At 58.2% G+C, this 24,453-nt stretch carries 38 protein-coding genes; 25 read left to right on the top strand and 13 right to left on the bottom strand.

Annotation, left to right across the window (positions count from 1 at the left end; genetic code table 11):
* The first annotated feature begins 38 nt into the window (after window positions 1-38).
* The 3 genes from ftsY to QZ268_RS07035 all read left to right on the top strand — a co-directional run bounded on the left by ftsY (window position 39) and on the right by QZ268_RS07035 (window position 2,794).
* Complete coding sequence (ftsY, locus tag QZ268_RS07045; RefSeq protein ID WP_295450181.1) at window positions 39-1,121, top strand: signal recognition particle-docking protein FtsY; 1,083 nt, start codon at window positions 39-41, stop codon at window positions 1,119-1,121.
* A 100-nt stretch (window positions 1,122-1,221) separates the two neighbouring features.
* On the top strand, window positions 1,222-2,124 hold the full coding sequence (locus tag QZ268_RS07040; protein WP_295450178.1) for an EamA family transporter: 903 nt from the start codon (window positions 1,222-1,224) through the stop codon (window positions 2,122-2,124).
* Window positions 2,125-2,173: 49 nt separating this feature from the next.
* Window positions 2,174-2,794, top strand: coding sequence for an inner membrane-spanning protein YciB (locus QZ268_RS07035; protein WP_295450175.1), 621 nt, complete (start codon window positions 2,174-2,176; stop codon window positions 2,792-2,794).
* A 32-nt stretch (window positions 2,795-2,826) separates the two neighbouring features.
* Here QZ268_RS07035 and QZ268_RS07030 read toward each other — a convergent pair whose 3' ends face one another.
* The 11 genes from QZ268_RS07030 to QZ268_RS06980 form a co-directional block, all read right to left on the bottom strand.
* Window positions 2,827-3,525 (bottom strand): glutathione S-transferase N-terminal domain-containing protein, encoded by a 699-nt coding sequence (locus QZ268_RS07030; RefSeq protein ID WP_295450173.1) that lies wholly within the window; start codon window positions 3,523-3,525, stop codon window positions 2,827-2,829.
* 287 nt (window positions 3,526-3,812) lie between these two features.
* Entirely contained in the window at window positions 3,813-4,073 is a 261-nt protein-coding gene (locus QZ268_RS07025) for a pyocin activator PrtN family protein (protein WP_295450171.1), read from the bottom strand.
* Window positions 4,074-4,122: 49 nt separating this feature from the next.
* Window positions 4,123-4,302, bottom strand: a complete 180-nt coding sequence (locus QZ268_RS07020; protein WP_295450168.1) for a hypothetical protein — start codon at window positions 4,300-4,302, stop codon at window positions 4,123-4,125.
* Window positions 4,303-4,559: 257 nt separating this feature from the next.
* On the bottom strand, window positions 4,560-6,533 hold the full coding sequence (locus tag QZ268_RS07015) for a DNA cytosine methyltransferase (protein ID WP_295450166.1): 1,974 nt from the start codon (window positions 6,531-6,533) through the stop codon (window positions 4,560-4,562).
* Window positions 6,534-6,578: 45 nt separating this feature from the next.
* Window positions 6,579-6,743: a hypothetical protein gene (locus QZ268_RS07010; RefSeq protein ID WP_295450163.1), complete on the bottom strand. Its 165-nt coding sequence runs from the start codon at window positions 6,741-6,743 to the stop codon at window positions 6,579-6,581.
* A gap of 13 nt (window positions 6,744-6,756) precedes the next feature.
* On the bottom strand, window positions 6,757-7,017 hold the full coding sequence (locus QZ268_RS07005) for a hypothetical protein (protein ID WP_295450162.1): 261 nt from the start codon (window positions 7,015-7,017) through the stop codon (window positions 6,757-6,759).
* Between the two features lie 6 nt (window positions 7,018-7,023).
* Window positions 7,024-7,293, bottom strand: a complete 270-nt coding sequence (locus tag QZ268_RS07000; RefSeq protein WP_295450160.1) for a hypothetical protein — start codon at window positions 7,291-7,293, stop codon at window positions 7,024-7,026.
* A gap of 75 nt (window positions 7,294-7,368) precedes the next feature.
* A complete protein-coding gene (locus tag QZ268_RS06995) occupies window positions 7,369-7,704 on the bottom strand; it encodes a hypothetical protein (protein WP_295450158.1) in 336 nt (111 codons plus the stop codon).
* The gene (locus QZ268_RS06990; protein ID WP_295450157.1) at window positions 7,704-8,000 is read right to left on the bottom strand and encodes a hypothetical protein; all 297 of its coding nucleotides are present in this window, start codon (window positions 7,998-8,000) and stop codon (window positions 7,704-7,706) included. Before QZ268_RS06990 ends, QZ268_RS06995 begins: the two co-directional genes overlap by 1 nt.
* Window positions 8,001-8,056: 56 nt before the next feature.
* The gene (locus QZ268_RS06985) at window positions 8,057-8,635 is read right to left on the bottom strand and encodes an acyl-homoserine-lactone synthase (RefSeq protein WP_295450155.1); all 579 of its coding nucleotides are present in this window, start codon (window positions 8,633-8,635) and stop codon (window positions 8,057-8,059) included.
* Between the two features lie 57 nt (window positions 8,636-8,692).
* Window positions 8,693-9,388, bottom strand: a complete 696-nt coding sequence (locus QZ268_RS06980; RefSeq protein ID WP_295450151.1) for an autoinducer binding domain-containing protein — start codon at window positions 9,386-9,388, stop codon at window positions 8,693-8,695.
* Window positions 9,389-9,420: 32 nt separating this feature from the next.
* Here QZ268_RS06980 and QZ268_RS06975 point away from each other — a divergent pair, with 32 nt between their 5' ends.
* Window positions 9,421-9,546 (top strand): hypothetical protein, encoded by a 126-nt coding sequence (locus tag QZ268_RS06975; protein WP_295450149.1) that lies wholly within the window; start codon window positions 9,421-9,423, stop codon window positions 9,544-9,546.
* Here the strand turns inward: QZ268_RS06975 and QZ268_RS06970 are convergent.
* Window positions 9,543-9,857 carry a helix-turn-helix transcriptional regulator gene (locus tag QZ268_RS06970; protein WP_295450147.1) on the bottom strand — a complete coding sequence of 105 codons (315 nt, stop codon included), beginning with the start codon at window positions 9,855-9,857 and terminating at the stop codon, window positions 9,543-9,545. The two genes, QZ268_RS06975 and QZ268_RS06970, sit on opposite strands and share 4 nt — an antisense overlap.
* Window positions 9,858-10,055: 198 nt before the next feature.
* Between QZ268_RS06970 and QZ268_RS06965 the strand changes: the two genes are divergently transcribed.
* On the top strand, window positions 10,056-10,262 hold the full coding sequence (locus QZ268_RS06965; protein WP_295450145.1) for a hypothetical protein: 207 nt from the start codon (window positions 10,056-10,058) through the stop codon (window positions 10,260-10,262).
* A 41-nt stretch (window positions 10,263-10,303) separates the two neighbouring features.
* Here the strand turns inward: QZ268_RS06965 and QZ268_RS06960 are convergent, their stop codons facing one another.
* Complete coding sequence (locus QZ268_RS06960; protein WP_295450142.1) at window positions 10,304-10,759, bottom strand: hypothetical protein; 456 nt, start codon at window positions 10,757-10,759, stop codon at window positions 10,304-10,306.
* Window positions 10,760-10,976: 217 nt separating this feature from the next.
* Between QZ268_RS06960 and QZ268_RS06955 the strand changes: the two genes are divergently transcribed.
* From QZ268_RS06955 to QZ268_RS06860, 20 genes are all read left to right on the top strand, one after another.
* Window positions 10,977-11,309, top strand: coding sequence for an HNH endonuclease signature motif containing protein (locus QZ268_RS06955; protein ID WP_295450139.1), 333 nt, complete (start codon window positions 10,977-10,979; stop codon window positions 11,307-11,309).
* 128 nt (window positions 11,310-11,437) lie between these two features.
* Window positions 11,438-11,752, top strand: a complete 315-nt coding sequence (locus QZ268_RS06950) for a hypothetical protein (RefSeq protein ID WP_295450137.1) — start codon at window positions 11,438-11,440, stop codon at window positions 11,750-11,752.
* Window positions 11,752-12,264, top strand: a complete 513-nt coding sequence (locus QZ268_RS06945) for a hypothetical protein (protein WP_295450135.1) — start codon at window positions 11,752-11,754, stop codon at window positions 12,262-12,264. Before QZ268_RS06950 ends, QZ268_RS06945 begins: the two co-directional genes overlap by 1 nt.
* Before the next feature lie 250 nt (window positions 12,265-12,514).
* The gene (locus tag QZ268_RS06940; RefSeq protein ID WP_295450133.1) at window positions 12,515-12,886 is read left to right on the top strand and encodes a hypothetical protein; all 372 of its coding nucleotides are present in this window, start codon (window positions 12,515-12,517) and stop codon (window positions 12,884-12,886) included.
* Window positions 12,883-13,497, top strand: coding sequence for a hypothetical protein (locus QZ268_RS06935; protein ID WP_295450131.1), 615 nt, complete (start codon window positions 12,883-12,885; stop codon window positions 13,495-13,497). Before QZ268_RS06940 ends, QZ268_RS06935 begins: the two co-directional genes overlap by 4 nt.
* A gap of 196 nt (window positions 13,498-13,693) precedes the next feature.
* On the top strand, window positions 13,694-14,272 hold the full coding sequence (locus QZ268_RS06930; protein ID WP_295450129.1) for a hypothetical protein: 579 nt from the start codon (window positions 13,694-13,696) through the stop codon (window positions 14,270-14,272).
* Between the two features lie 140 nt (window positions 14,273-14,412).
* Window positions 14,413-15,048, top strand: coding sequence for a hypothetical protein (locus QZ268_RS06925; RefSeq protein ID WP_295450126.1), 636 nt, complete (start codon window positions 14,413-14,415; stop codon window positions 15,046-15,048).
* 103 nt (window positions 15,049-15,151) lie between these two features.
* Window positions 15,152-15,532, top strand: coding sequence for an HNH endonuclease signature motif containing protein (locus QZ268_RS06920; RefSeq protein WP_295450123.1), 381 nt, complete (start codon window positions 15,152-15,154; stop codon window positions 15,530-15,532).
* A gap of 148 nt (window positions 15,533-15,680) precedes the next feature.
* Window positions 15,681-16,100: a phage terminase small subunit P27 family gene (locus tag QZ268_RS06915; RefSeq protein ID WP_295450119.1), complete on the top strand. Its 420-nt coding sequence runs from the start codon at window positions 15,681-15,683 to the stop codon at window positions 16,098-16,100.
* On the top strand, window positions 16,087-17,754 hold the full coding sequence (locus QZ268_RS06910) for a terminase TerL endonuclease subunit (RefSeq protein WP_295450116.1): 1,668 nt from the start codon (window positions 16,087-16,089) through the stop codon (window positions 17,752-17,754). The genes QZ268_RS06915 and QZ268_RS06910 overlap by 14 nt, the downstream gene beginning before the upstream one ends.
* On the top strand, window positions 17,751-19,031 hold the full coding sequence (locus QZ268_RS06905; RefSeq protein WP_295450113.1) for a phage portal protein: 1,281 nt from the start codon (window positions 17,751-17,753) through the stop codon (window positions 19,029-19,031). The genes QZ268_RS06910 and QZ268_RS06905 overlap by 4 nt, the downstream gene beginning before the upstream one ends.
* A complete protein-coding gene (locus tag QZ268_RS06900; RefSeq protein WP_295450110.1) occupies window positions 19,028-19,951 on the top strand; it encodes a S49 family peptidase in 924 nt (307 codons plus the stop codon). Before QZ268_RS06905 ends, QZ268_RS06900 begins: the two co-directional genes overlap by 4 nt.
* 109 nt (window positions 19,952-20,060) lie before the next feature.
* On the top strand, window positions 20,061-21,362 hold the full coding sequence (locus QZ268_RS06895) for a phage major capsid protein (protein ID WP_295450107.1): 1,302 nt from the start codon (window positions 20,061-20,063) through the stop codon (window positions 21,360-21,362).
* A gap of 75 nt (window positions 21,363-21,437) precedes the next feature.
* Window positions 21,438-21,920 carry a hypothetical protein gene (locus tag QZ268_RS06890; protein ID WP_295450105.1) on the top strand — a complete coding sequence of 161 codons (483 nt, stop codon included), beginning with the start codon at window positions 21,438-21,440 and terminating at the stop codon, window positions 21,918-21,920.
* 12 nt (window positions 21,921-21,932) lie between these two features.
* On the top strand, window positions 21,933-22,508 hold the full coding sequence (locus QZ268_RS06885) for a hypothetical protein (RefSeq protein WP_295450102.1): 576 nt from the start codon (window positions 21,933-21,935) through the stop codon (window positions 22,506-22,508).
* A gap of 1 nt (window position 22,509) precedes the next feature.
* On the top strand, window positions 22,510-22,839 hold the full coding sequence (locus QZ268_RS06880) for a head-tail adaptor protein (protein WP_295450099.1): 330 nt from the start codon (window positions 22,510-22,512) through the stop codon (window positions 22,837-22,839).
* Window positions 22,836-23,285, top strand: a complete 450-nt coding sequence (locus tag QZ268_RS06875; RefSeq protein ID WP_295450096.1) for an HK97-gp10 family putative phage morphogenesis protein — start codon at window positions 22,836-22,838, stop codon at window positions 23,283-23,285. Before QZ268_RS06880 ends, QZ268_RS06875 begins: the two co-directional genes overlap by 4 nt.
* Window positions 23,286-23,288: 3 nt before the next feature.
* Window positions 23,289-23,681, top strand: coding sequence for a DUF3168 domain-containing protein (locus QZ268_RS06870; protein ID WP_295450094.1), 393 nt, complete (start codon window positions 23,289-23,291; stop codon window positions 23,679-23,681).
* Window positions 23,674-24,093 (top strand): phage tail tube protein, encoded by a 420-nt coding sequence (locus tag QZ268_RS06865; RefSeq protein WP_295450092.1) that lies wholly within the window; start codon window positions 23,674-23,676, stop codon window positions 24,091-24,093. The genes QZ268_RS06870 and QZ268_RS06865 overlap by 8 nt, the downstream gene beginning before the upstream one ends.
* Entirely contained in the window at window positions 24,090-24,446 is a 357-nt protein-coding gene (locus tag QZ268_RS06860; RefSeq protein ID WP_295450089.1) for a hypothetical protein, read from the top strand. The genes QZ268_RS06865 and QZ268_RS06860 overlap by 4 nt, the downstream gene beginning before the upstream one ends.
* Window positions 24,447-24,453 lie beyond the last annotated feature (7 nt).

Genomic DNA, 24,453 nt, shown 5'->3' with positions numbered 1-24,453 from the left:
GCATTAGGTGAGGGGGAAACCCTTTTGCGGAGGCCCTGATGGCGTTTTTCTCAAAGCTCAAGGAGCGCTTGTTCAAATCCTCGTCAAAACTGGACGAGGGGCTGGAAGCCATTGTCGAGGAGGGCAGCCCGGCCGAGGCTTCTTCGCTGCCCACCGCCGAAGCGCCCCCTGTGACGGATGCAGCGCCCGCTAGGCCTGCTGCGCCTGCGCAAGACATCGAAACAGCAGAAAAGCCCGCTGGCCTTCTGGGGCGCCTTGTTGGACGGGGCAGCGGCAATGAGCAGCGCCGAACCCTGGACGACGACATGCTGGAACAGCTCGAAGAGCTGCTGATCGCTGCCGACATGGGGGTGGACACGGCGCTGCGGGTGACTGCCAATATGGCCGAAGGTCGTTTGGGCAAGAAGCTCTCGGCGCGCGAAATCAAGGAGCTGCTGGCCGCCGAAGTTGCCAGGGTGATGGAGCAGGTGGCCAAACCGATGCCGATCTATGCCCATCGCCCCCAGGTGGTGCTGGTGGTCGGGGTCAATGGCTCTGGTAAAACCACCACGATTGGCAAACTGGCCAGCCAGTTCAAAGCTGCGGGAAAAAACGTGGTAATCGCCGCTGGGGATACCTTCCGCGCTGCGGCTGTTGAACAGCTGCAGGTCTGGGGCGAGCGTGCCGGGGTGCCGGTTCTGACCGCCCCCGAAGGCTCCGATCCCGCCAGCCTTGCCTATGACGCCATGACCCAGGCCCAGGCAGACGGCGCAGATCTGCTGCTGATCGACACCGCTGGGCGGCTGCAGAACCGGGCCGACCTGATGGAGGAGCTCTCCAAGATCATTCGGGTCATCCGCAAAAAGGACGAGACCGCGCCGCATAATACCCTGCTGGTGCTGGACGCTACCACTGGTCAGAACGCGCTCAATCAGGTTGAGATCTTTCAGAAACTGGCGGATGTCTCGGGGCTGGTGATGACCAAACTGGATGGCACCGCCAAAGGCGGCGTGCTGGTGGCGCTGGCTGATAAATTTGCCCTGCCCATTCACGCCATCGGCGTGGGCGAACAGATTGACGACCTTGGGCCCTTTGATCCGGAAGAGTTCGCCGCTGCCCTGACCGGTCTGGACCAATCCTGACAGCCTTCCCCGCCGCCGTTCATTTGGCAGTAAATTTTCTCTGGGGGTTTGGGGGCGTCCCTCCCAACTCTGCCCCTGCAAAACAGATTGAGCTGCCCAAATGAGCGAATGGTTAATTTCCCTGGAAGGCACAGAAGCCGGGCACCAAGCTGCGCTGGGCCTGGCTTTGATGGCGGCCTTCCTGCATGCGGTTTTTGGCGCGTTGCAAAAGGGGCGGCACGACCCCTGGTTGTCACGCGGCGCCATTGATGCCTCCTATGGGTTGATGGCCGCGCCTTTTGCGCTTTTTGTGGTGCCCTGGCCCGAACCCCATATGTGGCCGATCTTCGCCGTGGTCTGGGTGATCCACGTGGCTTACAAGGTCTTGCAGGCGCTGGCCTATACCAAAGGCAGCTATACGGTGGTCTACCCCGTGGTGCGCGGCACCGGGCCACTGTTCACGGTGATCGGCTCTTACTATCTGTTTGGAGAGGTCTTCACGCTGGCGCAATGGGCCGGGGTCGGGGTGCTGCTGTTGGGCATCTTTGGTCTTGCCGCCTATAACTACCGCTACCTGGAAACCCACCGCGAGACCCTGGGGCTGGCGATGTTTCTGGCGCTGATCACCGGGCTGTTTGTGGCGCTTTATACCACCTATGACGCCTATGGTATCCGCGCCACCGCCGATCCTTTTACCTTTCTCGCCTGGTTTTTCATGATCGACGGTCTGGCCATGCCGCCCTATGCCTATATGCGCTGGCGCCGCATGGCCGAAAAACCGGAGCTGACGCCTTTGGTCATCAAAGGCATCTTTGGCGGATTTGTGGCCTTTGCCTCCTTTGGCGCGGTGATGCTGGCCACCCGGCTGGACAAGGTCGGTGAGGCCGCAGTTCTGCGCGAGACCTCCACCGTTTTTGCCGCCCTCATCGGCTGGCTGGTGCTGAAAGAAACCGTTGGTCCCCGCCGCATTGCCTTGATGGCTTTGATCGCGCTGGGCGCCGTGATAGTGGAGATGGGCGGCTGACAACAGCCTGCCAAAAGGCCCTTAGCGGCAAAGAGCTACAGGAGATTCCATGACGCGCGACACAAGTGCAGCCAAGAAGATCAATCCAACCCTCAAAATGGTGTTGGAGCTTGGCCCTGTTGTTTTGTTTTTCATCGGCTATATCAAACTGCGCGAAGAGGTGTTTTTGATCGCTGGCCAAGAATACAAAGGCTTTATCATCATTACTGCGGCCTTCATCCCGTTGATGGTGCTGTCGACGCTGGCGTTGTGGAAACTCACCGGCCATCTGTCAAAGATGCAGCTGGCCACACTGGTGCTGGTGGTTTTTATGGGGGGGCTGTCGGTCTGGCTCAATGATGAGCGGTTTTTCAAGATGAAGCCGACGCTGATTTACCTGCTGTTTGGCGGGGCTTTGGGGATAGGGCTGCTGCGCGGCCAAAGTTATCTCAAGTTGGTGATGGAAGAGCTGATGCCGCTGGAGCATGAGGGCTGGATGATCCTTACCCGACGTATCTGTCTGTTTTTCCTCGCCCTGGCAGTGGCGAACGAAGTGATCTGGCGCAGCTTTAGCACTGACACCTGGGTCTATTTCAAAACCTTTGGCCTGCCGGTGGCGATGTTTGCATTTTTTATGTTCCAGGGGCAGGTGTTCCAGAAACACGGGATACCGGACGAAGACGAGGTCTGATCAGCAGGGGCTGAGCACTGGTACAGGCGGGGCTATTGTCCCGCCCTGTCTTTGCCAAAAATCACCTGTTGTGCACGGCTGTCAGAGCGATCACCGCGCCGCGCGGCCTCCAGGCTGCGCCCGGCGACAACACCGGGGCGCGCCCAAAGCTGGTCCAGCCAGCGCGCCATATGCGGTTTGTCCTCCAGCGACTGTTCCTGGCCTTCCCACAAGGAGGCCCAGGGCCAGATCGCCATATCGGCAATGGTAAAGCTTTCGCCAGCCACATATTGGTTTTGCGCCAACTGCCGGTCCAGTACCCCGTAAAGCCGGGCAACCTCGGTGCGGTAGCGATCTTTGGCGTAGGGGATGGGATCGGGTGCATATTTCAGGAAATGATGCGCCTGACCGGCCATCGGCCCCAGCCCACCCATCTGCCACATCAGCCACTGTTCCACCACCAGACGCTGGCGTTCGCTTTCGCCGTAGAACTGCCCGGTTTTGCGCGCCAGATATTGCAGGATTGCGCCGCTTTCAAACAGGGAAACGGGTTCGCCATCGGGGCCAGCCGGATCGGTAATGGCGGGCATGCGATTGTTGGGTGCGATCGCTAGAAAATTCGCTGCAAACTGATCCCCAGCGGAAATATCAACCAGATTGACCTCATAGGGCAGGCCCATTTCTTCCAGCGCGATGGCGATTTTCCAGCCGTTTGGCGTCGGCCAGTAATGTAACGCGATTGGGTCCTGCATGCTTTGCCCTTTGTATGATCTGTGTGCGACAGTCTCTGGCCGATAACAGCATGGTGACCCTATGCAAGCAAGCCTAGCTGCGAAGGCGATAGGTCACAGCCGTGTGATTGCGTGCTCAGGGCGCGCAAAATTCTTGACCGAGCGTCGCAACAGGCGTATCGGGTTTTGCATCACCACCGTGGCGATTTGTAACCGGATTTGTGCAAGTGCAAGTATCTGATAAATAATAATAAAAAATTTTCAGAACAGAAAGGCATACTTTGAGGCATACTATTGCAACCAATTGCCTAGCTGATCTTCCGTTTTAGCTCTTTTCTTGCCTGTAAGGCGCAAGCGTCGATGTACTGCGCTAAGTCTGCAATGTGGACGCATTTAGCCGCTTTCTGACCGGACCCCAGCCTTGTGAGGGGGAGGGGGATTTCTCCGCTGTCCACCTTTTTAAGGAACACTTCCCGGTTCATGCCGCCAAAATAGTCTTGACGGACATCATCAGCAGAGACCACGGGCTTGCCTTCATATTTTGCCGTCAGAAGCCAAAGAGTGTTCATCGGGGATCTCCTTTCTCAGTCTTGTTGGTCTGTTCATTTTTTGGTGCGGTTAAGTCGTGTAGGTGACTGAAGCGGAGAAGCTGTCGCTTTCGCGTGGGTCGTCAGGGTCGGCCTTGCTGAAGCGCAGGTGGATGCCGTTGTCCTGAACTTTTCCGCCTGTCTTCTCTTCTACGTACTGGCGGATGGCATCGCGAATTTCTGACAATTCTAGTTGGGCTCGGGTCTTCATAGGTGGCTCCATCAAAGGGGTGCGGTTTCGGTATGGTGGCGGTTGGTGTCTCTGGGTCGAAGGTCGAAGCCAATGGGGTTTGGCTTATACGCGAGCGGTTTTCCGTCTGGCCCCAGGATCTGTGAGTGCGTTGGCTTGGTGCTTTCATGGCACCCGGTAGCGACGCGACCTGTCTCATTCCATGGGTCGTAGTACGAGGGTTCACTCATTATCGGGTTCCATCAAAGGGGTGGGGGTTCGGGGTGTATCGGGGCGGGTCATGCAGTCGAAACTTGAATGCCTTGCTGTTCGGTCGCGATCAGGTGTCCGCAATTGGCTGCGGCGAGTGCCTTGGCTAAGCCGGGGCAGACGCTGTTACCGCAGCAGCTCACTTGCACGTTCTTAGTGAAAGCGTGGAACGACCATTCCCCAGTTTTGGTATCGAGGGACCAGACGCCCTCAATCACGTAGTCAGGTGGGAAGCCTTGGGCGCTGAACAACTCGCGCGGTGTCAGCATGCGCATGCCGATATCGACCACGACGAATTCTTGCCCCTTGATGGTGACAGTGACGAACTCGCCCCCATCCCAGACGCCCTGGCTGCGTAGGAAATCGGCCACCTCGCGGGCGCGGGCCTCATGTTCTGGGGAGAAGGTCGGCGCGGCCAGCTCTGCCTGCATGTGGCCCATGCGATCTTTAACGGTGACCGTGTGCATTGGGTCGTTGCAGCGGGCTCCATCGCCGGTGCCATAATATTTGGCAAACCATGGGGCGATGAGGCTCTGTTGTGAGCCTGTGGCTGTCACTGTTGAGATCGGGGCCTCAAGGGTGCGCCCGGGATTAAAACCGCTGCGCGCCTTGTTGTGTTGCGCCAGGAAGGGCGCCAGAATGCAAGTGTCAGCCTTTGTCGTGATGGTCGCGACTGGCTCATTCCCGGCGCGTGGGCGGCTCTGCGCTGCGCGCCCGCCGCATCCTATCAGAACCGGTGCAATCACTGCATTCTGATCCTTTTGGCTCGCCGTGATGGTGTGGTGAGGATTAGTCACATCTCGATTCCGGCCGCCTTGCTGGGCGTAGGTCAGAACTGGTGCCACAATGGTGAGGCCCGCGCCTCCGGCTGTAATTGTGTGCACCGGCTCCCCAGCGCCATTGAAAGGCTTTTGAGCGTTGCGCATCGTCATAATGTGCGGGGCAATGAGTGCCGAATGGGTGCCGCTGGCCAGAACTGTTGGGTGCGGCGCTTGCGCGTCACAGGATCGCCGCGCCGTGTTTTTCAGGCTCAGCAGGTGAGGTGAGATCAAGCCAAGGGGGGCGGCGCCGCCGGGCTTCTTGATGTAGCTGTTGGCTGTGATGGTCGCCAGTGGTTCGCGCAGATCTTGCCCGGTTGCCCCGGTGTTGAACCTTTGAACCGAGGGTGCGGCGGTCTGTCCATCTGGCAATTCGACCACAAAGGGGTTTTCAGCGTCCAAGACATAGCGCTGCATACCGCGCGCCACGCGGGCCAGGGTGTTGTTGGCTAGCGGACGGATCGCGCGCAGGCCGTGCTTTTCTTTGATCTGAGCGGCGTTGTCGAAAATCGACGGACAAGGCAGTGACCAGTCAATACATTCTGCCGCGGTGCGCCATGGTTTTAGCTTGCCGGATTTTACCGCTTTACTCTTGGGGGCGCCGTGCGTCGGCTTGGGCCAAACGATTGGCCGGCCATCACGTCGCGCGATCAGAAAGAACCGCTTGCGAATGGTCGGATCGCCGTAGTCACAGGCGCGTAGCTCTCCCCATTTCAGCTTGTACCCAGCCTTTTTCAGCCGCTTGGTCCAAAGATCAAAGGTTTGGCCTGCCGCCCATTTCAGAGGCTGCCCGTCTTCTCCGACCGGCCCCCAGGTTTTGAACTCTTCGACGTTTTCCATCAGGATCACGTCCGGTTTTACCTTCTCGGCCCAATCGACGATCACCCAGGCGAGATCCCGAATGTTGCGGTCGCGGGGCGCGCCACCCTTGGCCTTGCTGAAATGCTTGCAGTCTGGCGATGCCCACAAGAGGCCCACCGGGCGCCCTTTGGTTACTGTGGTCGGCTCCACATCCCAGATATTGCTGTCTAAATGGATCGTGTCGGGGTGGTTGGCCTCATGCAGGGCAAGAGCCTTGGCGCTGTGGTTAATGGCATAGTCCGGGCTGCGGCCTAGGGCCATTTCGATCCCGGTGCTGGCACCGCCACCACCTGCAAAGCTGTCAATGATTAGGGGGAGGGGCATATCAAGCTCCATCAAAAGGGGTAGGGGTGCGGTGCGGTTTCGGGGTTAGCTGGATGTCTTGGATTGGCTCAGCTCGGCAATCATCTCGGCTGCCATCTCGGCCAGGAATGCTTCGGTGTGCATGTTGTGGCCTGTGAGGGTGTTGGCAGACTTGCGCAGCCGGTCTGCTAGGGTGATCGGGTCGATATCAATCTTGACTGGCTTTGCCATTGCGGCCTCCTTCTCAGTTCCTGCCAGCCTCGCGGCGCATGCGTTTGATGCAGCGGCGGCGGATGGCGGCGCGGTTTTCGATCATTAGGGTTAGGGCCTTTTGTTTGCGGATGATCCGGTTGTGCAGCTTTGCCAGCGCCTCCAGCTCTTTCTGGTTGGCGTGGTGGGTCCATGGGGCGCCAAGGCCAAATGGCTCTTCCAATTCCGCCGGGGTTGGCAAATCTTGTATACCTGCTGCTAGTACCCTTATTTGAGCCTCTGAAACGTGTTTCATGGTCATTTATCCAGCTTCTCTAGGGGCTTGCAGGCGACCCGACCAAAGCAGAAAGTCCGTGTGCATTTCTTGAAACCGCTTAAAGGCTGCGGCGTCAGTTGCCAGATTGCGGCGGCTGAAGACACCGCAAACCGTGCGCAGATGTTCGGTGGCAGCGGTGGGGCTGAACTGGTGGCCGGGGAAGCCGTTGCGGGTGGCGGCGTAGCGCTGAAAGGCCACGTCATTGGCCAGCATGGCGGCGCGCATGGGGGCCTTGTCCTGGGTGATCTGCTGCATGGGTGCCTCCTGTTGTCTGGGTGGGGCGCGACTGTTGTTCGTGAGTGGTGGGCTTGCCGCGCCCCTGTGCAGCGCTCACGCTGCTGGGTTGGGGGTTGCGCCGGGGGCGAGACCCTGGCCGTTGTAGGGGCAATCTGGGCGACCATCTGTGGCGCGGCGATTACGGATGCCTGCGGCTTGGGCGGCTTTGGTCCAGGAGATTATGGCGTCAAAGAAGTTGGCGGCGCTCGCCGTGATGCCGTTCAATTCGGCGCGGTGGGTCAGGTTTTCCGGTTCCCACCAGTCCTGCGGATCATCGCTGGGCGGGGTTAGACTGCCGCCGAGGTCCTGAAATTTCAGAAGTTTACAAAGTCCTTGGGCGGCTGCGATTTCATCCGCGGCGAAATGAATTTCTGGGGTGGGGGCCTGCATCACAGATCCCCTGCAATGGGCGCGGTGGCTGGGCGGGAGGAGGAAAGCCAGCCACCGCGCTGCAGCGCCAGGAGGAGGCGGCGCATGGGGGATGTCTTGGGTTCTGTCTGTGCTGCGTGTTCTGTCTGCCGGTATTCCAGCAACTCGCTGCAGATCTCAGGGAGGGCCATGCAAAGGATGGCCTGATCCCTTGCGGAGATCTCGCCCAAAGCTCGCATTGGATCGCCGCTGGCAAGATCGCGCAAAAGCTGGTCCGAAATCAGCTTTTGCGCTAGTAGTTGCGTCTTGTTTTGCATCACATCACCTGTTTGTTGCAGGTGGTGAATATCACCCTAAAAGGTGAATATCAACACTAATTGTTGAGATCCATTCCAATTACGCAAATTCGTGATCCTGTCCCGTCGCGTTTTGTGGGGCCGAGGCGCTTTGTTGGGAGGCCGTTACTGGTGAGCCATCTGACGTATGCGGGCGGCATCAGCGCGATAAGCTCTTTTGCTCCGCGCGACTTTGCCTCAAGTTTGAGGGCTTGAGCGTTTGCGGCTAGGTAGGTGTTGCGATCTTGGCTGGATAGAGTTGGATCTACAGTAAACCTTGTGGCCTCCCAGGTGCCCGCTCGGTCAGGTGCTTGCAAAAGGATGTCTTGAGGGATGCCCGGCAGCTTACCCTCTATTGCGTCCTTGATCATATAGGACCAGCCGCCACCTTCAAAGCTGCAGGGGTTCAGCCGGGAAGCGGCGAGAACTCTGCCTTGATCGTGGGTTACAACGTAGATTGAGTTTGCGGTGTCGTATTGATCCCATTCGGCCACCTCATTGTGGGGCACTTCCCAAGCCTCCTGATCAACAAAAAGTCGCTTTCTGAGCTTGAGGTGCTGCCACCAGAGATCCCCGTTTTTGTGAATGCTGGACCAATTGATAATGTTCGTTTCCACGATGTTCTCCAGATTGAATGTCTGGTGCATCGTGCCATTATTGGTGGTGTAGCGCTTCTAGCTTATTGGGTGAATCGTTAGACCAGCAGTGGCGCAAATGCTCACTGCTGAAATAAAGGAGTTTACCCCAACAACCCTCTGAATAATTTGCTTTCTCTGTTTGATTGCATCCTCTGACACGCCGAAGTGAGCGGCGACCCTCTTTGCTTTGTGTCCATTTGCAAAGAGATAAACTAACTCTCTTTGTGTAGTTGAGAGCTGCAGGGCGCGGTTGCGTAAGTGTGTGTGGTGCAGTTCTCGGAGGGCGTTCTGGGCTGCGTCTTCTGCAGCTTCAGTTAGCTGGCCAGTATGGGCGATTCCAAGAATGCAGCGGTGCCCGTCTACTTCGTGCGAGATAACGGTGCCTGTAGTTAAATTGAAATCACTTGCTGCGTCTCGGAATGCCGGATCATCAAAGTCCTGTCTTGACCAACTGGATAGACCGGGGGTCGTTAGGCCGGTTCTCACAACGGGGTCATCAAAAAGCCAGTTGTTTTCCAAATACAGACCTTGCCATTCTTCTGGGTAACTTGACTGCGCGGTAATGTCTCCGCAGGCAAAATTTCCGTACCCTATAGCGAACCCGTTGGCAGCTATGTCGCCTATTGTTTGGTTGGTAGACTGAATTTGCAACACATCGTCACCTCTGAATACTTCACCTAATGGGGTGAAATTAACCAAAATGAGCTGGACTTGCAAGTTTGCTTTGTGCAACTTGACGATGTATTCGGTATGAGGAATTTTTTATGTCTGCTGCAGTTCAACCACCAAAACCAGCGCTAGCGGAGCTGATCAGCCGGATGACAGAAGCCGAGGCCGGGCAGCTGCTTGAGCAAGCGAAGGCGTTGGTTGAACGCAAAAAGGGCGATTAGTCCCTGCTTTTGCGCGCCTGGTTGAGCAGTTCGGATGCTTCTGTGTCACTCATGCCTCTAATGAGTTCGTAGAGTTGGTTCTTGGTGTCAGAAAATGGGTTCTCTGAGTCTAGCACTGCAGGACTATCCAAGCCGAGGGTTTTGCATACTGCGTCAAGCGTGTCCCAACGCATGGTCTTGGATTCGCCACGCAGGAATTTTCCAATCGTGTTGACTGACTTGCTTGAGGCCTTTGCTAGGGTGGACTTGTTGTGCCCCTTGAGTGTCATCAAGACATTCAGGTTTCTCCTGCGAAGTTCCCAGATATCCATTTGAAGTCTCCTAATGTCTAACTGTGTATCCTTTCACCTAATTAGGTGAAAATAAATATCCCAAAAAGTTAGCTGGACAACACATAGGGCGGTGAATATAACCCTAAAAGGTGAAAACAACCACCAAGGTTTAGATTGATACATCCCTTAGTTCATATCCCCGATGCAAATCGTTTCAGGTCTTGGCTGATTGCTGCAATGGATGCTCTTGATGTGAAAGAGTACCCCCTGGCAGTTAGGGCGGGTGTTCCTGTCAATGCTGTATCCAAGTTTGTGAAAGGCATGCAGCACGATTTGCGTTTGGACACAGCGAGTAAAATCTACAAGCGGTGTGAGAAAGAGGCGGACGAAAAGGGAGTTCTTCTTCCCAAACTGGATGACTTTCCAGCCGAGGCCGCTGAATGAGCGCCCTCGGTCCAGAATGCGGAGATCGACTGCGCTGGAGTTCAGTTCCAGGCGTAAACGGTCATACCGGCATTTGTGTTGTTTCCTTCGAGGTAGACGTAACTGCCTCCGACCTTGACCTGCCACTGGTGCCCGGTGCCGGGGTAGTAAGCCCGATTGACGATTTCCACATCATTGATGTTCTGGCATTGCAGGCCAAGGAACGTCTGCCCTGTGCCGATATCAGCTTTGGGATCTCGGAGGATTTCAAGGTCGCGTTTAGTAAGCCCATAGTGGCGCAGGGTGCGGTTCAGTACCTTAAAGTCTGCCTCGCCGAGACCGGAGCCTTGGGCGCCGAGGTCGTAGATGCGGCAGAGGTCGGTAAAGGCGTTGTCGGCAGATCTAGCGATGGCAAGCTCCTGTTCTGTCCATTGCGAGGGGCGGGTGTCATAGAGTTCTGCGTTGATCAAGCCGCAGGCGGGAATGGCGAGAAATGCCAAAAGTGCAATTCGTCTCATGGAATGTCCTTGGGTTGTCAATTTGTGGCAATGGTTTCCGCTTTGGTTGCAACCGTCAATCCCTCAAAAAGAAACACTGCAGTCGGTGGAGTGCCATCCGTCACCTTCGCCGATCGGGGGCAGGCGCGCCTGCAAGTGGCCCCCAATCCCTCCCTGTCAAACTTGGGGCGTGTTGGCGCGAATTGTGTCGCGCGCCCCGCTTTTTTGGGCGTGTTTCATGGGTGATCGCCGGGCTGAAATTGAGGCCAAAGTCAAGGCGCGCATCAATGAGGTTTGGTGCGAAAGCCTGCAAAGCTATTGTTGGGAGTGGGCTGGTCCAACCTCGGGCAATGGGCGCGGTGGCGACTATGCTCGCATGTGTTTGGATGGTCAGACCGTAGCGGTGCATCGGGTGATGTTCACCAACGCCAATGGTTTCATTCCTGGCAAAAAGCAGATCGATCACAGGTGCCGCAACCGGCGCTGTGTGAACCCGGATCATCTGGAGATGGTCACGCACAAGCAAAATCAAAAGCGCCGCGATGAAGCGATGCGGGTTGCAGCCGAATGACCGCGCTCCCCGTTCCTCTCTCGACGCAGCGGCTCCAGTTTCCTACGCAGCCAGATTGGACATGGTTGCGGTGGCATTGGCAGCGCATGCCTTGCCTGCATGAGGGGGTGCCGTTGGCGGACATAGCGGTGCGCGCAAAGGATCAACTGGCCTGTTTGGCAACGCCCTATAGCTATTCCGAGGGCGGCCCGGTGCTGGGTGCGGATTGTGCGGGCGCATGGATGCAAGACCTCGCCACCGCCGGGATCATGGCGATTTCGCCCGCATTTTTGGCCGGTTGGGGTGGGCTCAAGGCCGCTCAGCCTGCGCCTGCTGTCCGGGTTAGTGCATGTGTGGTGGTTCCCCCTGCTGTCGGCTGGCAAGAGGCCCCCGATGTTTGGGCTGCTGTTTGCCTGGCGCTGGCGTCTGTCAAACCGGTCTATCTGGTGGAGGGCTGTGTGTGATGGGTTCGCGGAAGTACCAAAACATTGTAATTCGTGGTGAGACATACCCGACGGTTCAGATGGCAGCGAAAGCTCTTTCCTTGACTGAGGGCACTATCTGTCGAGCGATCAAATTGGAGCGCCTTGATACCGTTGGGCTTGGCTGCGCGGCAGGGTGGCGAATGCCGATTTCAGTTCGAGGTACCGTTTATAAAAACTCATCCGAAGCCGCAGAGGTTCTCGGGGTTACACGATCTGCAATTCATAATGCCCTGCACCATGGGCGGATCGATAAGGTTGGTTTGCCTAGTCCTAAAAGGAAGAAGGGTAAGCCATTTTCTGTCGGTGGATTGAGTTGGCCTTCTATGCGTTCGGCAAGTTTGGAGCTGGGATTTGGGCACCAATATGTGTTCAGGGCCTTCAAGTATAATCGGGTCGAGGCAAAGCATAAAATCCTTCTGGCAGTCATGAAATTGGCAAAAGAGCGCGGTGCTGTAGGATCTGAGGGCGGATCGATAAATGTCGTTACTTGATGTTTCTACTTCGCTCGGCTCGCAGGGCCAGCCGCGCATGAAAGCCATCTGCGATGACTGTGAACGGGATGAGGTTTTTGCCAACCCGCGAGGGGATGAGGGCAAGGCTCGCAAGAAAATTCAACAGATGGGGTGGGAAGTTGCCGGAAAATCCGAGCGATGCCCTGCCTGCAGGGCGAAGAGGAAGGCACAAAAAATGGCGGCAAGGAAACCTAAACCGGTCCCTGTGGCACCGGCATCTGATGCTCTGATGAGGCAGCCTACGCGAGCGCAACGGCGCGAGATCATGGGATTGCTTGAGGTCTCGTATGACGTTGAGGCCGAGCGCTATTCTGGTCATGAAACCGATGAGACGATCGCAACGGTTTTGAATGTTCTGCCAGGCTGGGTTTCGGCCATCCGCGAGGAATTCTTTGGTGCGGCGGGCGGGAATGACGAAATCGCTGCCTTGCAGAGTGGCTATGACGATTTGGCCGGGCGCGTTGCGGATCTTGTGTCGAAACTGGCTGAAGTATCGCAGCAGGCCTCAGACATTAGTGCACAGTTGACGGGCTTTGAGGGGCGCTTGTCCAAGGTTCAGAAGGCGGTTGGCGAGCGGGCCATGGCGAGGGCGCGCGGATGAATATCCAGGCCAATCATTTGCAGCCGGTCGATGCTTGCGAGTTGCCAGTATATCCGATTGAGGCGGGTGAGAGGCTGGAAAGCCACTACTTTGTTGAATTTCACTATCAGCGCTGGTTGACAAGCGACACGCGGCTGCTGGCTGACCTTGAGGTTCGGTCAGTTTTCCTTGATCTAATCTGCCTTGCCCAAACGCAATCCCCGGTCGGCACGTTGCCAACCAATCCCAAGCTGCTGGCAAAGCTGGTCGGGCTATCGCAGGAAGTATTTGATGGGCTGTGCAAGCGCGAAGTCGGCCCGCTGCACAATTGGGCACCATGCCTGTGTGATGGGGTTCAGCGGCTGCATCACCCCGTGGTGACCGAAATCGCTCTGAAGGCGGTCAATTCCAAAAAACGCAATGCGGCCGCCAATGCCAATGATCGCGAACGCAAACGCTTTGCCAGCATCCGAAAGATCCTTGTGCGCGATATTCCAGGCGGTGCCCGGTTTGCAGAGAGCCAGTCTATGGTTGAGCAGATCAGTGGTTGGATAGAGGGCGAGTATCCTGGCGGCAGTTGCACGGTGACGCGGGTGAAGGAGGCGCTGAATGCCTTGTCCGCGCGTGAGTGATTTTCTTCCAGAATTCTTCCGCCGGAAGAAAACGGAATTCCGCCGGAAGATTTTGGAAGTTTTTTTTCTTCCAAAAAACGCGGTTCTGAAAGGAGAAGAGAAGAAAATGATAATGAAAAGATAACCGTTGGCGTGACGCAATTAGCCGGTTTCGGCTGTGGATAAGTGGGAAAGAGCAGAGAAAAGGTTAGGGGCGATGGGGTCAACAGACCTGAAGGAAGCAAAGAAGCGGGTCAGGGCGCATCTGGTGGATCCTCTGCTGCGATTGGGGCTGCGTCGGCCATCGGGAATGACGGTTAGGCAGTTCGATGAAATGGTCGATGAGCTGTGTGGGCGGTTGTCCTACATGACGGCATTGAACCTGGACGCCTTGGCAGAACAGGCAGCAGTGCGACCTAGTGGCCGGGATGGGTCGCGGTTTCCGATTGCGGCCAAGATCCTCGCATGGGCGGCGGAGATCCAAAGGCCGGAGGATACCGCCTCGCCCCTAATGATTGCAGTGTTTTCCGGGCCGATCGGTCAGGAGGCAGTGGCAGAAGATTGGGCACCTGAATTGCTGTCGCATATACGAAAGTTCCGGACATGGCCAAAGTCACCAGACTTGGCCGCCATTAAGGGGCGGGCTGATGATGCGCGGCGCAGGATTGCCAAGGCGCAGGAACTGGCGGGCCGTGGTTTTGTTGCCTCGCCAGAAGACCAGAGGCTGAAAGAGATGCGTGGCAAGGCGGCTCAAAGGTGCCGCCGAATTCTGCAGGAAATTGAGGTGCAGCAATGAATGAGCAGGTGGTGATTGTAACCTCCGCTGGGGTGGCCCGGTTGCAGGATGAGGCAGCGCGCATTGCAGAGATCAGGGCGCGAGGCTGTGTACCTGTTGAATGCGGTCCAGAGATACCGATGGCCCCAGGCCGAGGGCCAATGATGCGCTTCACGCCGCGCGAGATGCGCCAGACCGAATGTGGCGGCTTTGTCTCGGTCAAGACTGGCGAGGCGGGCCGGGATGCGGCACGGGTTGCAGATGCGTTCGATGCGATGGAGCGGGCTTCACTAAAGGCGCATCGGGCGGCAGAGGTCAGGCGGGCCTCGGCTGGACAGGAACCGCAGGCCTATAGCGCATTGTTCACGCCGGGGCAGATCAGCGCGGCGCGCGACTATGCGGCGCTGGTCGAGCGGGTCACAGCGTCGGGCGTCAAATGTTCGTCTCTTGAGGCTGTTCATTCCGGCGGTGCCGGTGGTGGTGATCGAGAGGCTGCGATCTTTCGGGACTTCCAGAGATTGCGGGCTTTGCATCGCCGCATTGGCGATGGGCTGGCAAAGGAGGTTAGACGCATCCGGCCATCAAAGAATGGTGGGGTGAAGCGCCGGGCCATCTATGTTCGTCGGTTGGTCGATATGGTTTGTCTGGGTGACATGTCAATTCTTCAGGTTCTTCATTCGCATGGATGGTCAAAAGATGGTGGCGCATCAAAGGCTTTACGGCTGTCTCTCTGTTCGGCTCTTGATCGAATGCAGGGATATGATTTGGCCAAAATGAAAAAGGGTGTTGACACTTAACCCACCCGCAGAGCATGAATAGTGCATCATCTACAAAAGCGCCCACGGGAAACTGGCGGGCGCTTTTGCGTTGGTGGCTTTCAAACAGAGTTGGGATTACCCGATGGCGCGACTAAAGATCTGCGTTGCTGCAGGTTGTGATGAGTTCGCATTGCCTGGGCTGTCGCATTGCGAAGAGCACGAGGCTGCGCGCAAGGCAAAGCTGAAGACGCGGCGCGCGGTGGCGCAGACCTCGCCAGCGGCCATTGCGGCTCGGCGTTTGTATGCAGATCCGAAATGGAAAGCCGCGCGACTGGTTCACTTGCGCGCCAATCCGATCTGCGCTGATTGCGATGAGCTGGGCGTGGTCGAGGCGGCAACGGATGTGGATCACATCATGCCGCACAAAGGCGATCGAAAACTGTTTTGGGATCGCAAGAATTGGCAGAGCCTTTGCCACTCTTGTCACAGCCGCAAGACCGCGCGTGAGGTGTTCCACCGATAAGGGGGGTATCTCAAAACTGAGGCCCCACAATACAAACCGGAGGGATAACCTTTTTTTACGCGACCGGGAAATTGGAGAGAAAAACCCACTTTGAGAGGAGGGATGAGAAATGAAGGGACGCAAGCCGGATCTGCAAAATGTCATCCCCATGAAGGGGGATATCCAAAGAGAAATACCGGCGGCGCCGGACTTCATGGATGATCTCGCCCGTGATGTCTGGGATGAGCTGGTGCCGGAACTGGTGAAGAAAGAACGGATGGAACTGCTCTTCAAATATCAGTTTGCGAGCTACTGCGTGGCGGTGTCAAATTTCATTTCCTCTACCAATACGGTGGCGATGGAAGGCCAGTTTTATGACACTGGCAAGGGGCGCAACGGCAATCAAAAGCGCAAGCATCCAGCGCTGACCTTGCAGGAAACGGCGGCAAACACGATGCGGAGAGAGGCTGCTCTGTTTGGTTTGAGCCCAGTGGATGAGGCTCGGCTGGGGGCTGGAAGCCAAGGCGAGTTGTTTGATCAAGTAATGGCGCAGCTGAATAAACCTACTGGAACCAATGGAACCAATTGACCACCCTGTCAGCCGCTATGCGCTGGGGGTTGTTGAGGGGGATCTGGTTGCGGGCGATCTGGTGCGGATGGCCTGCGAGCGCCACCTGATGGATCTGGAAACCGGGGCCGATCGCGGGCTGTTTTTTGATTGCCAGGCCGCCAGCCGGATTATCAACTGGGGCGGCATGCTGCAGCACACAACCGGGCCGATGGCTGGCCAGCCTCTGAAGCTGGAACCCTGGCAGGAATTTAGGCATGGTTCTGTCTTTGGCTGGAAGCGATCGGAAACCGGTCTGCGGCGGTTCCAGTCGACCTATCACCAGGTGGGCAAGAAGAACGGCAAAACCACGGATACGGCGGTGCCGATGCTCTATACCCAGTTGTTTGATGGTGAGGCGGCGCCGCAGGGCTATTGCGCGGCGACCACCAAGAACCAGGCGGGGCTGCTATTCAAAGAAATGAAGCGGATGATCAAGCGATCACCGCTCTTGCGCGAATTCATGGATGTCTCACGCACCGCGATCGAGACGAACCAAACAGACGGGCTGATTGCCTGTCTGAGCCGGGACGGTGATTCCTCGGATGGGATTAACCCCAGCTTTCTGGCGCGCGACGAAATGCACCGCTGGACCGATCGCGAACTGGCGGACACGATTGTTGAGAGCATGATCGCACGTGCGCAGCCGATCGATTGGGTGATCACCACGGCGGGGCAAGACCGCGCATCGCTCTGCGGTGAGCTGCGCGACTATGGCGAAAGTGTGCTGCGCGGCGGCGTCGAGGATGATGCCTTTTTTGGCTACATCGCAGAGCCGCCCGCAGATTGTGATCCGGCGGACCCGCAGTTCTGGGCCATGGGCAACCCCAATCTGGGGGTGAGCAAAAAGATCGATGCGATGCAGTCGACGCTGAAAAAGGCTCTGGCGATCGCGGGGCGCATGCCCAACTTCAAGCGCTTTCACTTGAACCTCTGGACTGAAGGGGCAGAGACCTGGATTGCGCGGGATATCTGGGACAAGGGCATGGCCAGCGCGCCGTTTGACATAGAGCGCATGTATGGCCGCAAAGCCTGGGTCGGGCTGGATCTGTCCAACAAGATCGACACTACGGCGATTGTGATCGCGGTGCCAGTTGATGGGCTGATCTACCTGGTCGCCTTCACCTTCCTGCCAGAAGGGCCCAAGGGATTTATTCAGCGGGCGCAATCGGAAAAGCGGGAATATGTCGGCTGGCGTGATCAGGGGTGGCTGGAGATCCACAAAGGCGGAACCATTGATGAGGATGAGCTGGCCACCCGGTTGGAATGGATCCGCCAGCACTTTGATCTGCAGGAAGTGGCCTATGACCCCTGGGGCATGAAGTATCTGGCCGACAAGCTGGACAAGCGCCGGTTTCCGATGGTGGAGCATCGGCAGGGCTATCAGTCGATGTCAAACCCGATGAAGCGGTTTGAAGAGAAGGTCATGGAAAACAAGATCCGCCACGGCGGCAATCCCATGCTGGCCTGGCAGGTTGGCAATGTGCACCGGGATGAGGACGCCTCGGAGAATGTTAAGCCGAACAAAAAGAAATCATCGGGCCGGATCGATGCGGCTGTGGCCGCGATTATGGCGCTGGGGCGCGCCGAGGCGGGCGAACAGAAACGTAAAGCACGGGAAGTTGAAGTGGTATGAGGTTCTTTGGATGGGATATTGCGCGCGGTTCAGATGAGACTGTTGTGCAGCGGGTCGAGCCGCCGGTGATGTCTGCCGAGGCCGCGACCTCTGGTACCATGGCACCAGAGCCTTGGCTGTCCGATATCGGCTGGGGCGGATCTGGTGGGCGGCTCGCGAAACATCTGCCGCGCGTCTCGCCCCAGCGGGGCGAACAGCATGCGACGGTGTTTGCCTGCTGCAACAATATCGCGGGGGATCTGGCCAAGGTGCCGTTGAAGCTCTGGCAGCGTAAAGGCGACGGGGAAGAGGTGCGGGTGCGCGATCACCCAGCGGCCTATCTGCTGAATGTCGAGGCCTCGGAGGGTGTGCCGGCCAAGGTGATGCGACTTGCTCTGATCTATGCCTGGGCGCTGCGCGGCAATAGCTATGCCTATGGTCCTCGTGATGGCGGTGGCGAGCTGGAGCTGATCGAGATAATCAACCAGGATGCCTGCACGATGCTGCGCTCTGGCCGGTCGCGGTTCTATGATTTTACCGATGGGGCAGACGTGCAGCGTCGCGCGCCCAGCCGGTCGATGGTGCATCTGCGCTATTTGGCGCTGGATGGCTGGACGGGCCGGTCTCCTTTGCAGGTCGCAACTGAGAGCGTTGGATTGGCTTTTGCCGGGCAAGAGGCGGCGGGCCGGTCTGTTTCTGGCGCCCATGCCAAGGCCTTTCTGAAACTAGGTGAAGGCTATGAAGACGATGCGGCGCGGACCCGCAATGCGCGGCGGCTCAAGGATCACATCACCAATCCGAACTCGGATGGCATTCCGGTTCTGGGGCCGGAGGATGATATCAAAAGCCTTGATCTGACAGCGGCAGATCAGGAGCTACTGGCCAGCCGCAAGTTTGACCGCGAGCAATTGGCTGCAATTTACCGGATGCCGCCCAGCAAATTGCAGATGCTGGAAAACGGAGTGAAGGCAAACGGCGAACAGCAGGCGATCGATTATCTGACGGATTGCCTCTTGCACTGGTCGGGGTTGGCAGAGGAAGCCATGGCGATGTCGGTGCTGACGCGGGGCGAAAGAGATAGCGGCATGTTCCTGCGCCATGACTTTGGCGCTTTGCTGCAGCCCACAATCAAAGATCAGATCGAGGCGGTGACCAAGGCGGTTGGCGGGCCGATCTATACCCCGAATGAGGGGCGCAAAAAGGTTGGGCTACCGGCCACGGAAAATGGCAACAAGATGAACCCTGCGCCCAACATGACCCGCAAAGAAGAGGCAAAGCCGAAAGGAAAAGAGCAATGACAGTGACCACTATTGCAGCCCTGTTGGGGGCCGCGCCGCTGGCAATGTCCGAGCATGGATTGCCCATGTTGTCGATGGGGTTGCCAAAGGAAGAGGCTGTTTCCTCGGTTGATGTGTCAGCCATGGGTGGTGATGCGATCAAGTTTGAACGTGGCCAGCGGTTTGCGGTGCATCGCGGCGTTGCCTTTGTTCCGGTGCGGGGCATCCTTACGCCAAACTCGGCCATGCTGGAGCGCTATCTGGGCTGGGCCACCTATCACGGGTTGGCAGAAACCATGGCGGCAGTCACTGCCAGCGATGAGGTGCAGGCCACGGTGATGTTGTTTGACACGCCGGGCGGCTCAGTGATGGGCATTCAGGCCGCAGTGCAGGCGGTTCGCGCGGCAGTCTCGGTCAAGCCGGTGCATGGCTTGGTGCATCCGTTGGCGGCCTCGGCAGGCTACTGGCTGGCCAGCCAGTGCAGCGATTTGAGCGCCACCCCTGGCTCCTGGGTTGGCTCGGTTGGGACCATGGCCACAATGGCTCAACCAATGCAGCCGGGATCCGGTGGCGATCAAATCTTTATTCAGACCTCTGCCCATGCCGGGGCCAAGCGGCCTGACCCGTCAACAGATGAGGGCAAACAACTGACCCAGATGCGCCTGGATGAAATGGAAGGCGAATTCCTGGCGGGGGTTTCCGAGGGGCGCAAAATTTCCGTTGCAGATCTTCCTGGGCGGATGAGCCGCACGGATAATGCCGAGGATGGCGGCGACGTGTTTTGGGGAGCGGATGCAATCAGCCGCGGGCTGGTGGATGCAGAGGAAACCCTGCCTGATTTTCTGGGGCGCATCGGCGCGCTGTACGCTCCCAAACCGCGTGCCAAAACGCGGGCGGCCATGGCCCTGGCTGAAGCCGCCCAGGCGCAAGCTACCCTCTAAAACTCACGATTAGTCACCGGCAACCTTGCCTGTGTTCACCTCGCGCATTTGCGGCGGGGCCAATTGGGCTGCGCTATTGCAGCCTTTCCATGACGAAAAGGAAACCAACATGGATATCAACGATCTGCGCCGCATGCTGAAGGCGGCGGCTGAAACCATGGGAACCACGGCGCAGGCGCTGGATGATTTGGAAGCCAGCGGCACTGCCGAGGTCAGCGCGATCGAAGCGGCGACTGCTGCCTTTGATGCGGCCAAGGCGGACTTTGAAGGCCTGAAGGTGCGGGTTGCACGGGCTGAAGAGGTCGAGGCTGCCAAGGCCAGCACTGCCAGTTCTGAGCTGACCCCTGGTGGCCTTGGCGTCTCTGTGCCGGGGCAGGTTGCCAAGGCGGATGACAAGGGCGCTGATACCGGCCTGATGGTGGCGGCGCTGGCCAATTCCAAGGGCAACAAGGATCAGGCTGTCACCTTCCTTGAGGCGGAGGGGCACAGCGGTATTGCGGCCACTCTGTCTGGGGCCAGTGATGGGGCTGGCGGGGTGCTGATCCCACGGGCGCAAAGCGCGGTTTTGATCAGTCTTCTGAAGCCGCGTGTTGTGGTGCGCAAGCTGGGGGCACGGGTGCATGATATGCCCGCGGGCAAGCTGCGCATGGGGCGTGTCGCCTCGGCCCCCACGGCGGGCTATATCGGGGAAAACGCCCCGATTGTTGAAAGTGAACCCAGCTTTGACAAAGTGGATCAGGACTTCAAAACCCTGACCGCTCTGGTGCCGATCGGCAATGCGCTGCTATCGCATTCCAGCGCCAGCATTGGCGCGACGGTGCGGGATTTGCTGTTGGACTATATGGCGCTGCGCGAAGATCTTGCCTTCATTCGCGGCGATGGCACAGGCGAAACCCCCAAGGGTTTGCGCAACTGGTGCCTGCCCGCAAATGTCCGTCTGGCCGTGGCCAATACAGCGGCGGTTGTTGAAGCCAATCTGCGCTGGATGGTCAGCGTGGTGGAAGATGCCAATGTGGCCATGCAACAGCCCGGCTGGATCATGCGGGGCGCAACCAAGCATTTTCTGGCCAGTCTGCGCGATCCATCGGGGGCGAAAATGTACCCTTCGATCGAGGCCAGCAATACGCTGCATGGCTACCCGATTGAGACCACCTCGCAGGTGCCGAACAATCTGGGCACGGGCAATGACACCGAAATTACCTTTGCCGACTTTGGTGAGATCATGATTGGCGACGATCAGGAAATCCGGGTGGCGTCTTCCACTGAGGCCTCGTTTGTGGATGTTGGTGGTAATACGATCTCGGCCTTTCAGCGGGATCTGACCTTGATGCGGGCGGTCTCGCGTCATGACCTCGCCCCTGCCCATGATGAGGCGATCTCGGTGCTGACTGGCACCAGCTGGGGTCTCTAAACCCCTCTGAACAGCACGACAATCGGGGCGGCCTAGCGGTCGCCCTTTTCTATTCCTGAGATTTGGAGACGTGAGATGACACGCATTCTGGTGCAATTCCTTGCGGGATATTCCCGCTACAACAAAGGTGAAACCGCAGCGTTTGATGAGAAAAAGGCCAAACAGCTCTGCGCTGGGGCAAGCGCTGTCGCGCGGCTTGTTGGGCCTGTGAAACAGGTGACTGCTCTCACTAGTGAAGGCATCGATCTGCTGGAAAGCGATCGGCAGGAGCTGGCCCAGGCTGGCGAGAATATGGCGGATCAATTGGCGAGTGTTGAGCGCCGCGAAGAAGAGTTGCTGGTTGGTCTGTCTGGCCTTGAAGCGCGCGCGCGGGATCTGGCCGCGCGGGAGGCGGCTTTGCTGGGGCGCGAGGAAGAACTGCAGGCGGCACTGGATGCTGCGGTTGAATCCGTTTCTGAAGAAGAACCTGCAAAGACCCCCGCTGAACAGATTGAACCTGAAACGCAGGGCAAAGGGAAAGCGCCTGGTGCGCCGCCCAAACAGGGCGCAAAAAGCTAAGGGGCGCGAGTTATGCGGGTGATTGAAGCGGGTGAAATTGCTGCTGGTGTGGATCTGGCTGACTTCAAGCGGTCGATCCACTTTCAGTCTGAGGATGCCGGGGATGATGCGGCACCGCAGTTGGCGCTGGAATCGGCGGAGGCCACTGTGGCAACCGCAACCGGTCGCCCGCTTACACCGCGCCGGGTGGAATTTGTTGTCACGCGTAGCGCGTGGCGGCGGTGGTGGTTTCCTGTGCTGCCGGTGCAGGAGCTGGTTGGGCTGGCGCTGGATGACGGTGCAGGTGGCTGGGTTGATCAGCCATTGGCCGGGGTCTGGGTGCAGCAGGCGCATGATGAGCCGCAGCTTGTTCTGGGCAACGCCTGGGCGGGGCATGCTGTGCATTCCGAACTGCTGCGGGTGCAGGCTAATGTTGGCGGCGCAGATGCGCCCACTGCGAAGCGTTTGCGGCAGGCGATCTTTTTGCTGGCCAAGGAATGGCTGGAAGCCGGGATCTCGATCGAGAATGAGGACGTGCCGCGCATGTCCTTTGGGGTGCGCATGCTGATGAAACAGGCGCGCTACCGTCGCCCCTGCGAGGTGGCTTGATATGGGCGGACGTTTGGACACACGCATTCAATTTCTGAGCAAAGCGCAGGTGGATGATGGGCGGCGGCGCGAAGACGTGTATCAGCCGCACGGCCAAAAAGTCTGGGCCTCTAAGGAGGATGCAAGCGCTGATGAGGTGTTTCGGGCGGGGCAGGATGCGGCGCACCTGGTGGCGCGGTTCAAGGTTAAGAAAACCGCCTTCACCTCATCGATCACTGCGGCGCATCGCCTGAGGTCCGGGGCGCAGGAATTTGAGATCTTGGGCATCAAGGAGGTTTCTGGCCGTGGCCGGATCCTTGAAATCACCGCCGTTGTGAAGATGCAGCCATGAGCATGGAAATGAAGCTGGAGGGTTTCAGCGAATTGGAAGATGCGCTGGACGAGCTGAGCAAATCAGCGGGGCGGGGTGTGTTACGCCGATCCCTGATGAAGGCGGCAGGGCCGATGGCGGATTTGATGCGCAGTGGTGCGCCGCACGGTGAGGGCGATCTGCAAGAAAGCATTGCGGTCAGCACCAAGCTGTCAAAACGGCAGGCGGCAGAGCATCGGGCGTTGTTCCGGGATCAGCGGGCTGCGGTGGAGATGTTTGTGGGGGCGGGGCCATTGCCGCAGGCAACCCAGTCAGAATTTGGCAATGAGCATCAGGCGCCGCAGCCCTTTGCGCGGCCTGCCTGGGATCAGGATCAGCAGGCGCTGCTGGATCGGCTTGGCGGTCATCTCTGGGCGGAGTTTGAGAAATCACTGGCTCGCGCGCAGCGCAAGGCCGCGAAAGGATAGCCCATGCAAATTGAACTGCGATCACTTCTGCGCGGAGTGCCGACGGTGGCCGCGCTCTGCGGTGTGCGGGTGGATTGGGGCAAGCGGCCCCAGGGGGATCCGTACCCGGCCATTTGCTTGCATCTGATTGGCGATCGAGAAGGCCACACTCTGCAGGGGGCTGATGGGCTGTCACAGGGGCGGGTGCAGGTTGACTGCTACGCAGAGACCTATGGCGATGCTGCAGCAGTGGCCCGCGCGGTACGCGATGCCCTGGATGGATATCGCGGCGGTGGCTTTCGGGGCGTGTTCCTGGAGGCCACGCGCGACAACACAGAACGCGGATCAAATGAGCCTGACCGGGCCGCCCGTGTTTCAATGGATTTTTTGGTGAACTGGAGAGAGAGCAATGCCTGAGGTAGATGCAGATATCGGATATAACTCCGACTTTGGAATGGCGGATGATCAAGCGGGGCCATTCCCGGTAATCGCTGGGGTGGTCAGCATTACCCCGCCCAGCAAATCGCGGGATGCGGTTGAGAAGACCCACCTCAAAAGCCCGGATCGTTACAAGGAATTCATTGCCGGGATGAAGGATGGCAGCGAGGCCAAAATCGGTCTGAACTTTGCGCCCTCGGTTGCCGCCACACTTGATGCGGCTTTTGAGGCTGGGACAAAATGGTGCCAGATCACTTTCCCGGATGAAACCTCCACGCTCACTTTCAACGCGGTAATCACCGGGCTGGAATTTGGCGAATTGACCAATGACAAGATGACGGCAACGCTGACGGTGAAACCCAGCGGCAAGCCAGTTCTGGCGGTGGCATGATGGCCAACCGTTTCATTGGTGAGACCACTGCCCAGGCGAATGGTAAGAGCTGGACCCTGCGCTGCGATTTTAACGCGATGGCCGCGTTTGAAGAGGCGACTGGCAAGGATGCCATGACGGCTTTTGAGGCGGCGGAGCAGGGCGATGTCTCTATACTTGATCTGCGGCACCTGGTGCGCGCCTGTCTGCTGCGCCACCATCCCGACGCCACATTGTGCGATGCGGGCGATGTGCTGAGCCATGATCTGAGCGTGGTGCAGCGGCTGATTGAGGGGGCAATGCCCACGAGTGGCGAGGCCGCAGAGTTGGGAAACGGCCAGCCGGTGACAGCCCCGGTGACGGCGCCGGGCTGAACTACAT

Source organism: uncultured Pseudophaeobacter sp. (assembly GCA_905479575.1).
Taxonomy (GTDB): Bacteria; Pseudomonadota; Alphaproteobacteria; order Rhodobacterales; family Rhodobacteraceae; genus Pseudophaeobacter.
The sequence above is the reverse complement of the archived record's forward strand: the minus strand, read 5'-3'. Positions and strand labels throughout refer to the sequence as shown.

What these genes read in the sequence shown, in the direction of transcription:
- ftsY (WP_295450181.1), top strand. Translation starts at nt 39, where the DNA reads ATGGCGTTTTTCTCAAAGCTCAAGGAGCGCTTGTTCAAATCCTCGTCA.
- QZ268_RS07040 (WP_295450178.1), top strand. Translation starts at nt 1,222, where the DNA reads ATGAGCGAATGGTTAATTTCCCTGGAAGGCACAGAAGCCGGGCACCAA.
- QZ268_RS07035 (WP_295450175.1), top strand. Translation starts at nt 2,174, where the DNA reads ATGACGCGCGACACAAGTGCAGCCAAGAAGATCAATCCAACCCTCAAA.
- QZ268_RS07030 (WP_295450173.1), bottom strand. Translation starts at nt 3,525, where the DNA reads ATGCAGGACCCAATCGCGTTACATTACTGGCCGACGCCAAACGGCTGG.
- QZ268_RS07025 (WP_295450171.1), bottom strand. Translation starts at nt 4,073, where the DNA reads ATGAACACTCTTTGGCTTCTGACGGCAAAATATGAAGGCAAGCCCGTG.
- QZ268_RS07020 (WP_295450168.1), bottom strand. Translation starts at nt 4,302, where the DNA reads ATGAAGACCCGAGCCCAACTAGAATTGTCAGAAATTCGCGATGCCATC.
- QZ268_RS07015 (WP_295450166.1), bottom strand. Translation starts at nt 6,533, where the DNA reads ATGCCCCTCCCCCTAATCATTGACAGCTTTGCAGGTGGTGGCGGTGCC.
- QZ268_RS07010 (WP_295450163.1), bottom strand. Translation starts at nt 6,743, where the DNA reads ATGGCAAAGCCAGTCAAGATTGATATCGACCCGATCACCCTAGCAGAC.
- QZ268_RS07005 (WP_295450162.1), bottom strand. Translation starts at nt 7,017, where the DNA reads ATGAAACACGTTTCAGAGGCTCAAATAAGGGTACTAGCAGCAGGTATA.
- QZ268_RS07000 (WP_295450160.1), bottom strand. Translation starts at nt 7,293, where the DNA reads ATGCAGCAGATCACCCAGGACAAGGCCCCCATGCGCGCCGCCATGCTG.
- QZ268_RS06995 (WP_295450158.1), bottom strand. Translation starts at nt 7,704, where the DNA reads ATGCAGGCCCCCACCCCAGAAATTCATTTCGCCGCGGATGAAATCGCA.
- QZ268_RS06990 (WP_295450157.1), bottom strand. Translation starts at nt 8,000, where the DNA reads ATGCAAAACAAGACGCAACTACTAGCGCAAAAGCTGATTTCGGACCAG.
- QZ268_RS06975 (WP_295450149.1), top strand. Translation starts at nt 9,421, where the DNA reads ATGTCTGCTGCAGTTCAACCACCAAAACCAGCGCTAGCGGAGCTGATC.
- QZ268_RS06970 (WP_295450147.1), bottom strand. Translation starts at nt 9,857, where the DNA reads ATGGATATCTGGGAACTTCGCAGGAGAAACCTGAATGTCTTGATGACA.
- QZ268_RS06965 (WP_295450145.1), top strand. Translation starts at nt 10,056, where the DNA reads ATGGATGCTCTTGATGTGAAAGAGTACCCCCTGGCAGTTAGGGCGGGT.
- QZ268_RS06960 (WP_295450142.1), bottom strand. Translation starts at nt 10,759, where the DNA reads ATGAGACGAATTGCACTTTTGGCATTTCTCGCCATTCCCGCCTGCGGC.
- QZ268_RS06955 (WP_295450139.1), top strand. Translation starts at nt 10,977, where the DNA reads ATGGGTGATCGCCGGGCTGAAATTGAGGCCAAAGTCAAGGCGCGCATC.
- QZ268_RS06945 (WP_295450135.1), top strand. Translation starts at nt 11,752, where the DNA reads ATGGGTTCGCGGAAGTACCAAAACATTGTAATTCGTGGTGAGACATAC.
- QZ268_RS06940 (WP_295450133.1), top strand. Translation starts at nt 12,515, where the DNA reads ATGAGGCAGCCTACGCGAGCGCAACGGCGCGAGATCATGGGATTGCTT.
- QZ268_RS06935 (WP_295450131.1), top strand. Translation starts at nt 12,883, where the DNA reads ATGAATATCCAGGCCAATCATTTGCAGCCGGTCGATGCTTGCGAGTTG.
- QZ268_RS06930 (WP_295450129.1), top strand. Translation starts at nt 13,694, where the DNA reads ATGGGGTCAACAGACCTGAAGGAAGCAAAGAAGCGGGTCAGGGCGCAT.
- QZ268_RS06925 (WP_295450126.1), top strand. Translation starts at nt 14,413, where the DNA reads ATGATGCGCTTCACGCCGCGCGAGATGCGCCAGACCGAATGTGGCGGC.
- QZ268_RS06920 (WP_295450123.1), top strand. Translation starts at nt 15,152, where the DNA reads ATGGCGCGACTAAAGATCTGCGTTGCTGCAGGTTGTGATGAGTTCGCA.
- QZ268_RS06915 (WP_295450119.1), top strand. Translation starts at nt 15,681, where the DNA reads ATGAAGGGGGATATCCAAAGAGAAATACCGGCGGCGCCGGACTTCATG.
- QZ268_RS06910 (WP_295450116.1), top strand. Translation starts at nt 16,087, where the DNA reads ATGGAACCAATTGACCACCCTGTCAGCCGCTATGCGCTGGGGGTTGTT.
- QZ268_RS06905 (WP_295450113.1), top strand. Translation starts at nt 17,751, where the DNA reads ATGAGGTTCTTTGGATGGGATATTGCGCGCGGTTCAGATGAGACTGTT.
- QZ268_RS06900 (WP_295450110.1), top strand. Translation starts at nt 19,028, where the DNA reads ATGACAGTGACCACTATTGCAGCCCTGTTGGGGGCCGCGCCGCTGGCA.
- QZ268_RS06895 (WP_295450107.1), top strand. Translation starts at nt 20,061, where the DNA reads ATGGATATCAACGATCTGCGCCGCATGCTGAAGGCGGCGGCTGAAACC.
- QZ268_RS06890 (WP_295450105.1), top strand. Translation starts at nt 21,438, where the DNA reads ATGACACGCATTCTGGTGCAATTCCTTGCGGGATATTCCCGCTACAAC.
- QZ268_RS06885 (WP_295450102.1), top strand. Translation starts at nt 21,933, where the DNA reads ATGCGGGTGATTGAAGCGGGTGAAATTGCTGCTGGTGTGGATCTGGCT.
- QZ268_RS06880 (WP_295450099.1), top strand. Translation starts at nt 22,510, where the DNA reads ATGGGCGGACGTTTGGACACACGCATTCAATTTCTGAGCAAAGCGCAG.
- QZ268_RS06875 (WP_295450096.1), top strand. Translation starts at nt 22,836, where the DNA reads ATGAGCATGGAAATGAAGCTGGAGGGTTTCAGCGAATTGGAAGATGCG.
- QZ268_RS06870 (WP_295450094.1), top strand. Translation starts at nt 23,289, where the DNA reads ATGCAAATTGAACTGCGATCACTTCTGCGCGGAGTGCCGACGGTGGCC.
- QZ268_RS06865 (WP_295450092.1), top strand. Translation starts at nt 23,674, where the DNA reads ATGCCTGAGGTAGATGCAGATATCGGATATAACTCCGACTTTGGAATG.
- QZ268_RS06860 (WP_295450089.1), top strand. Translation starts at nt 24,090, where the DNA reads ATGATGGCCAACCGTTTCATTGGTGAGACCACTGCCCAGGCGAATGGT.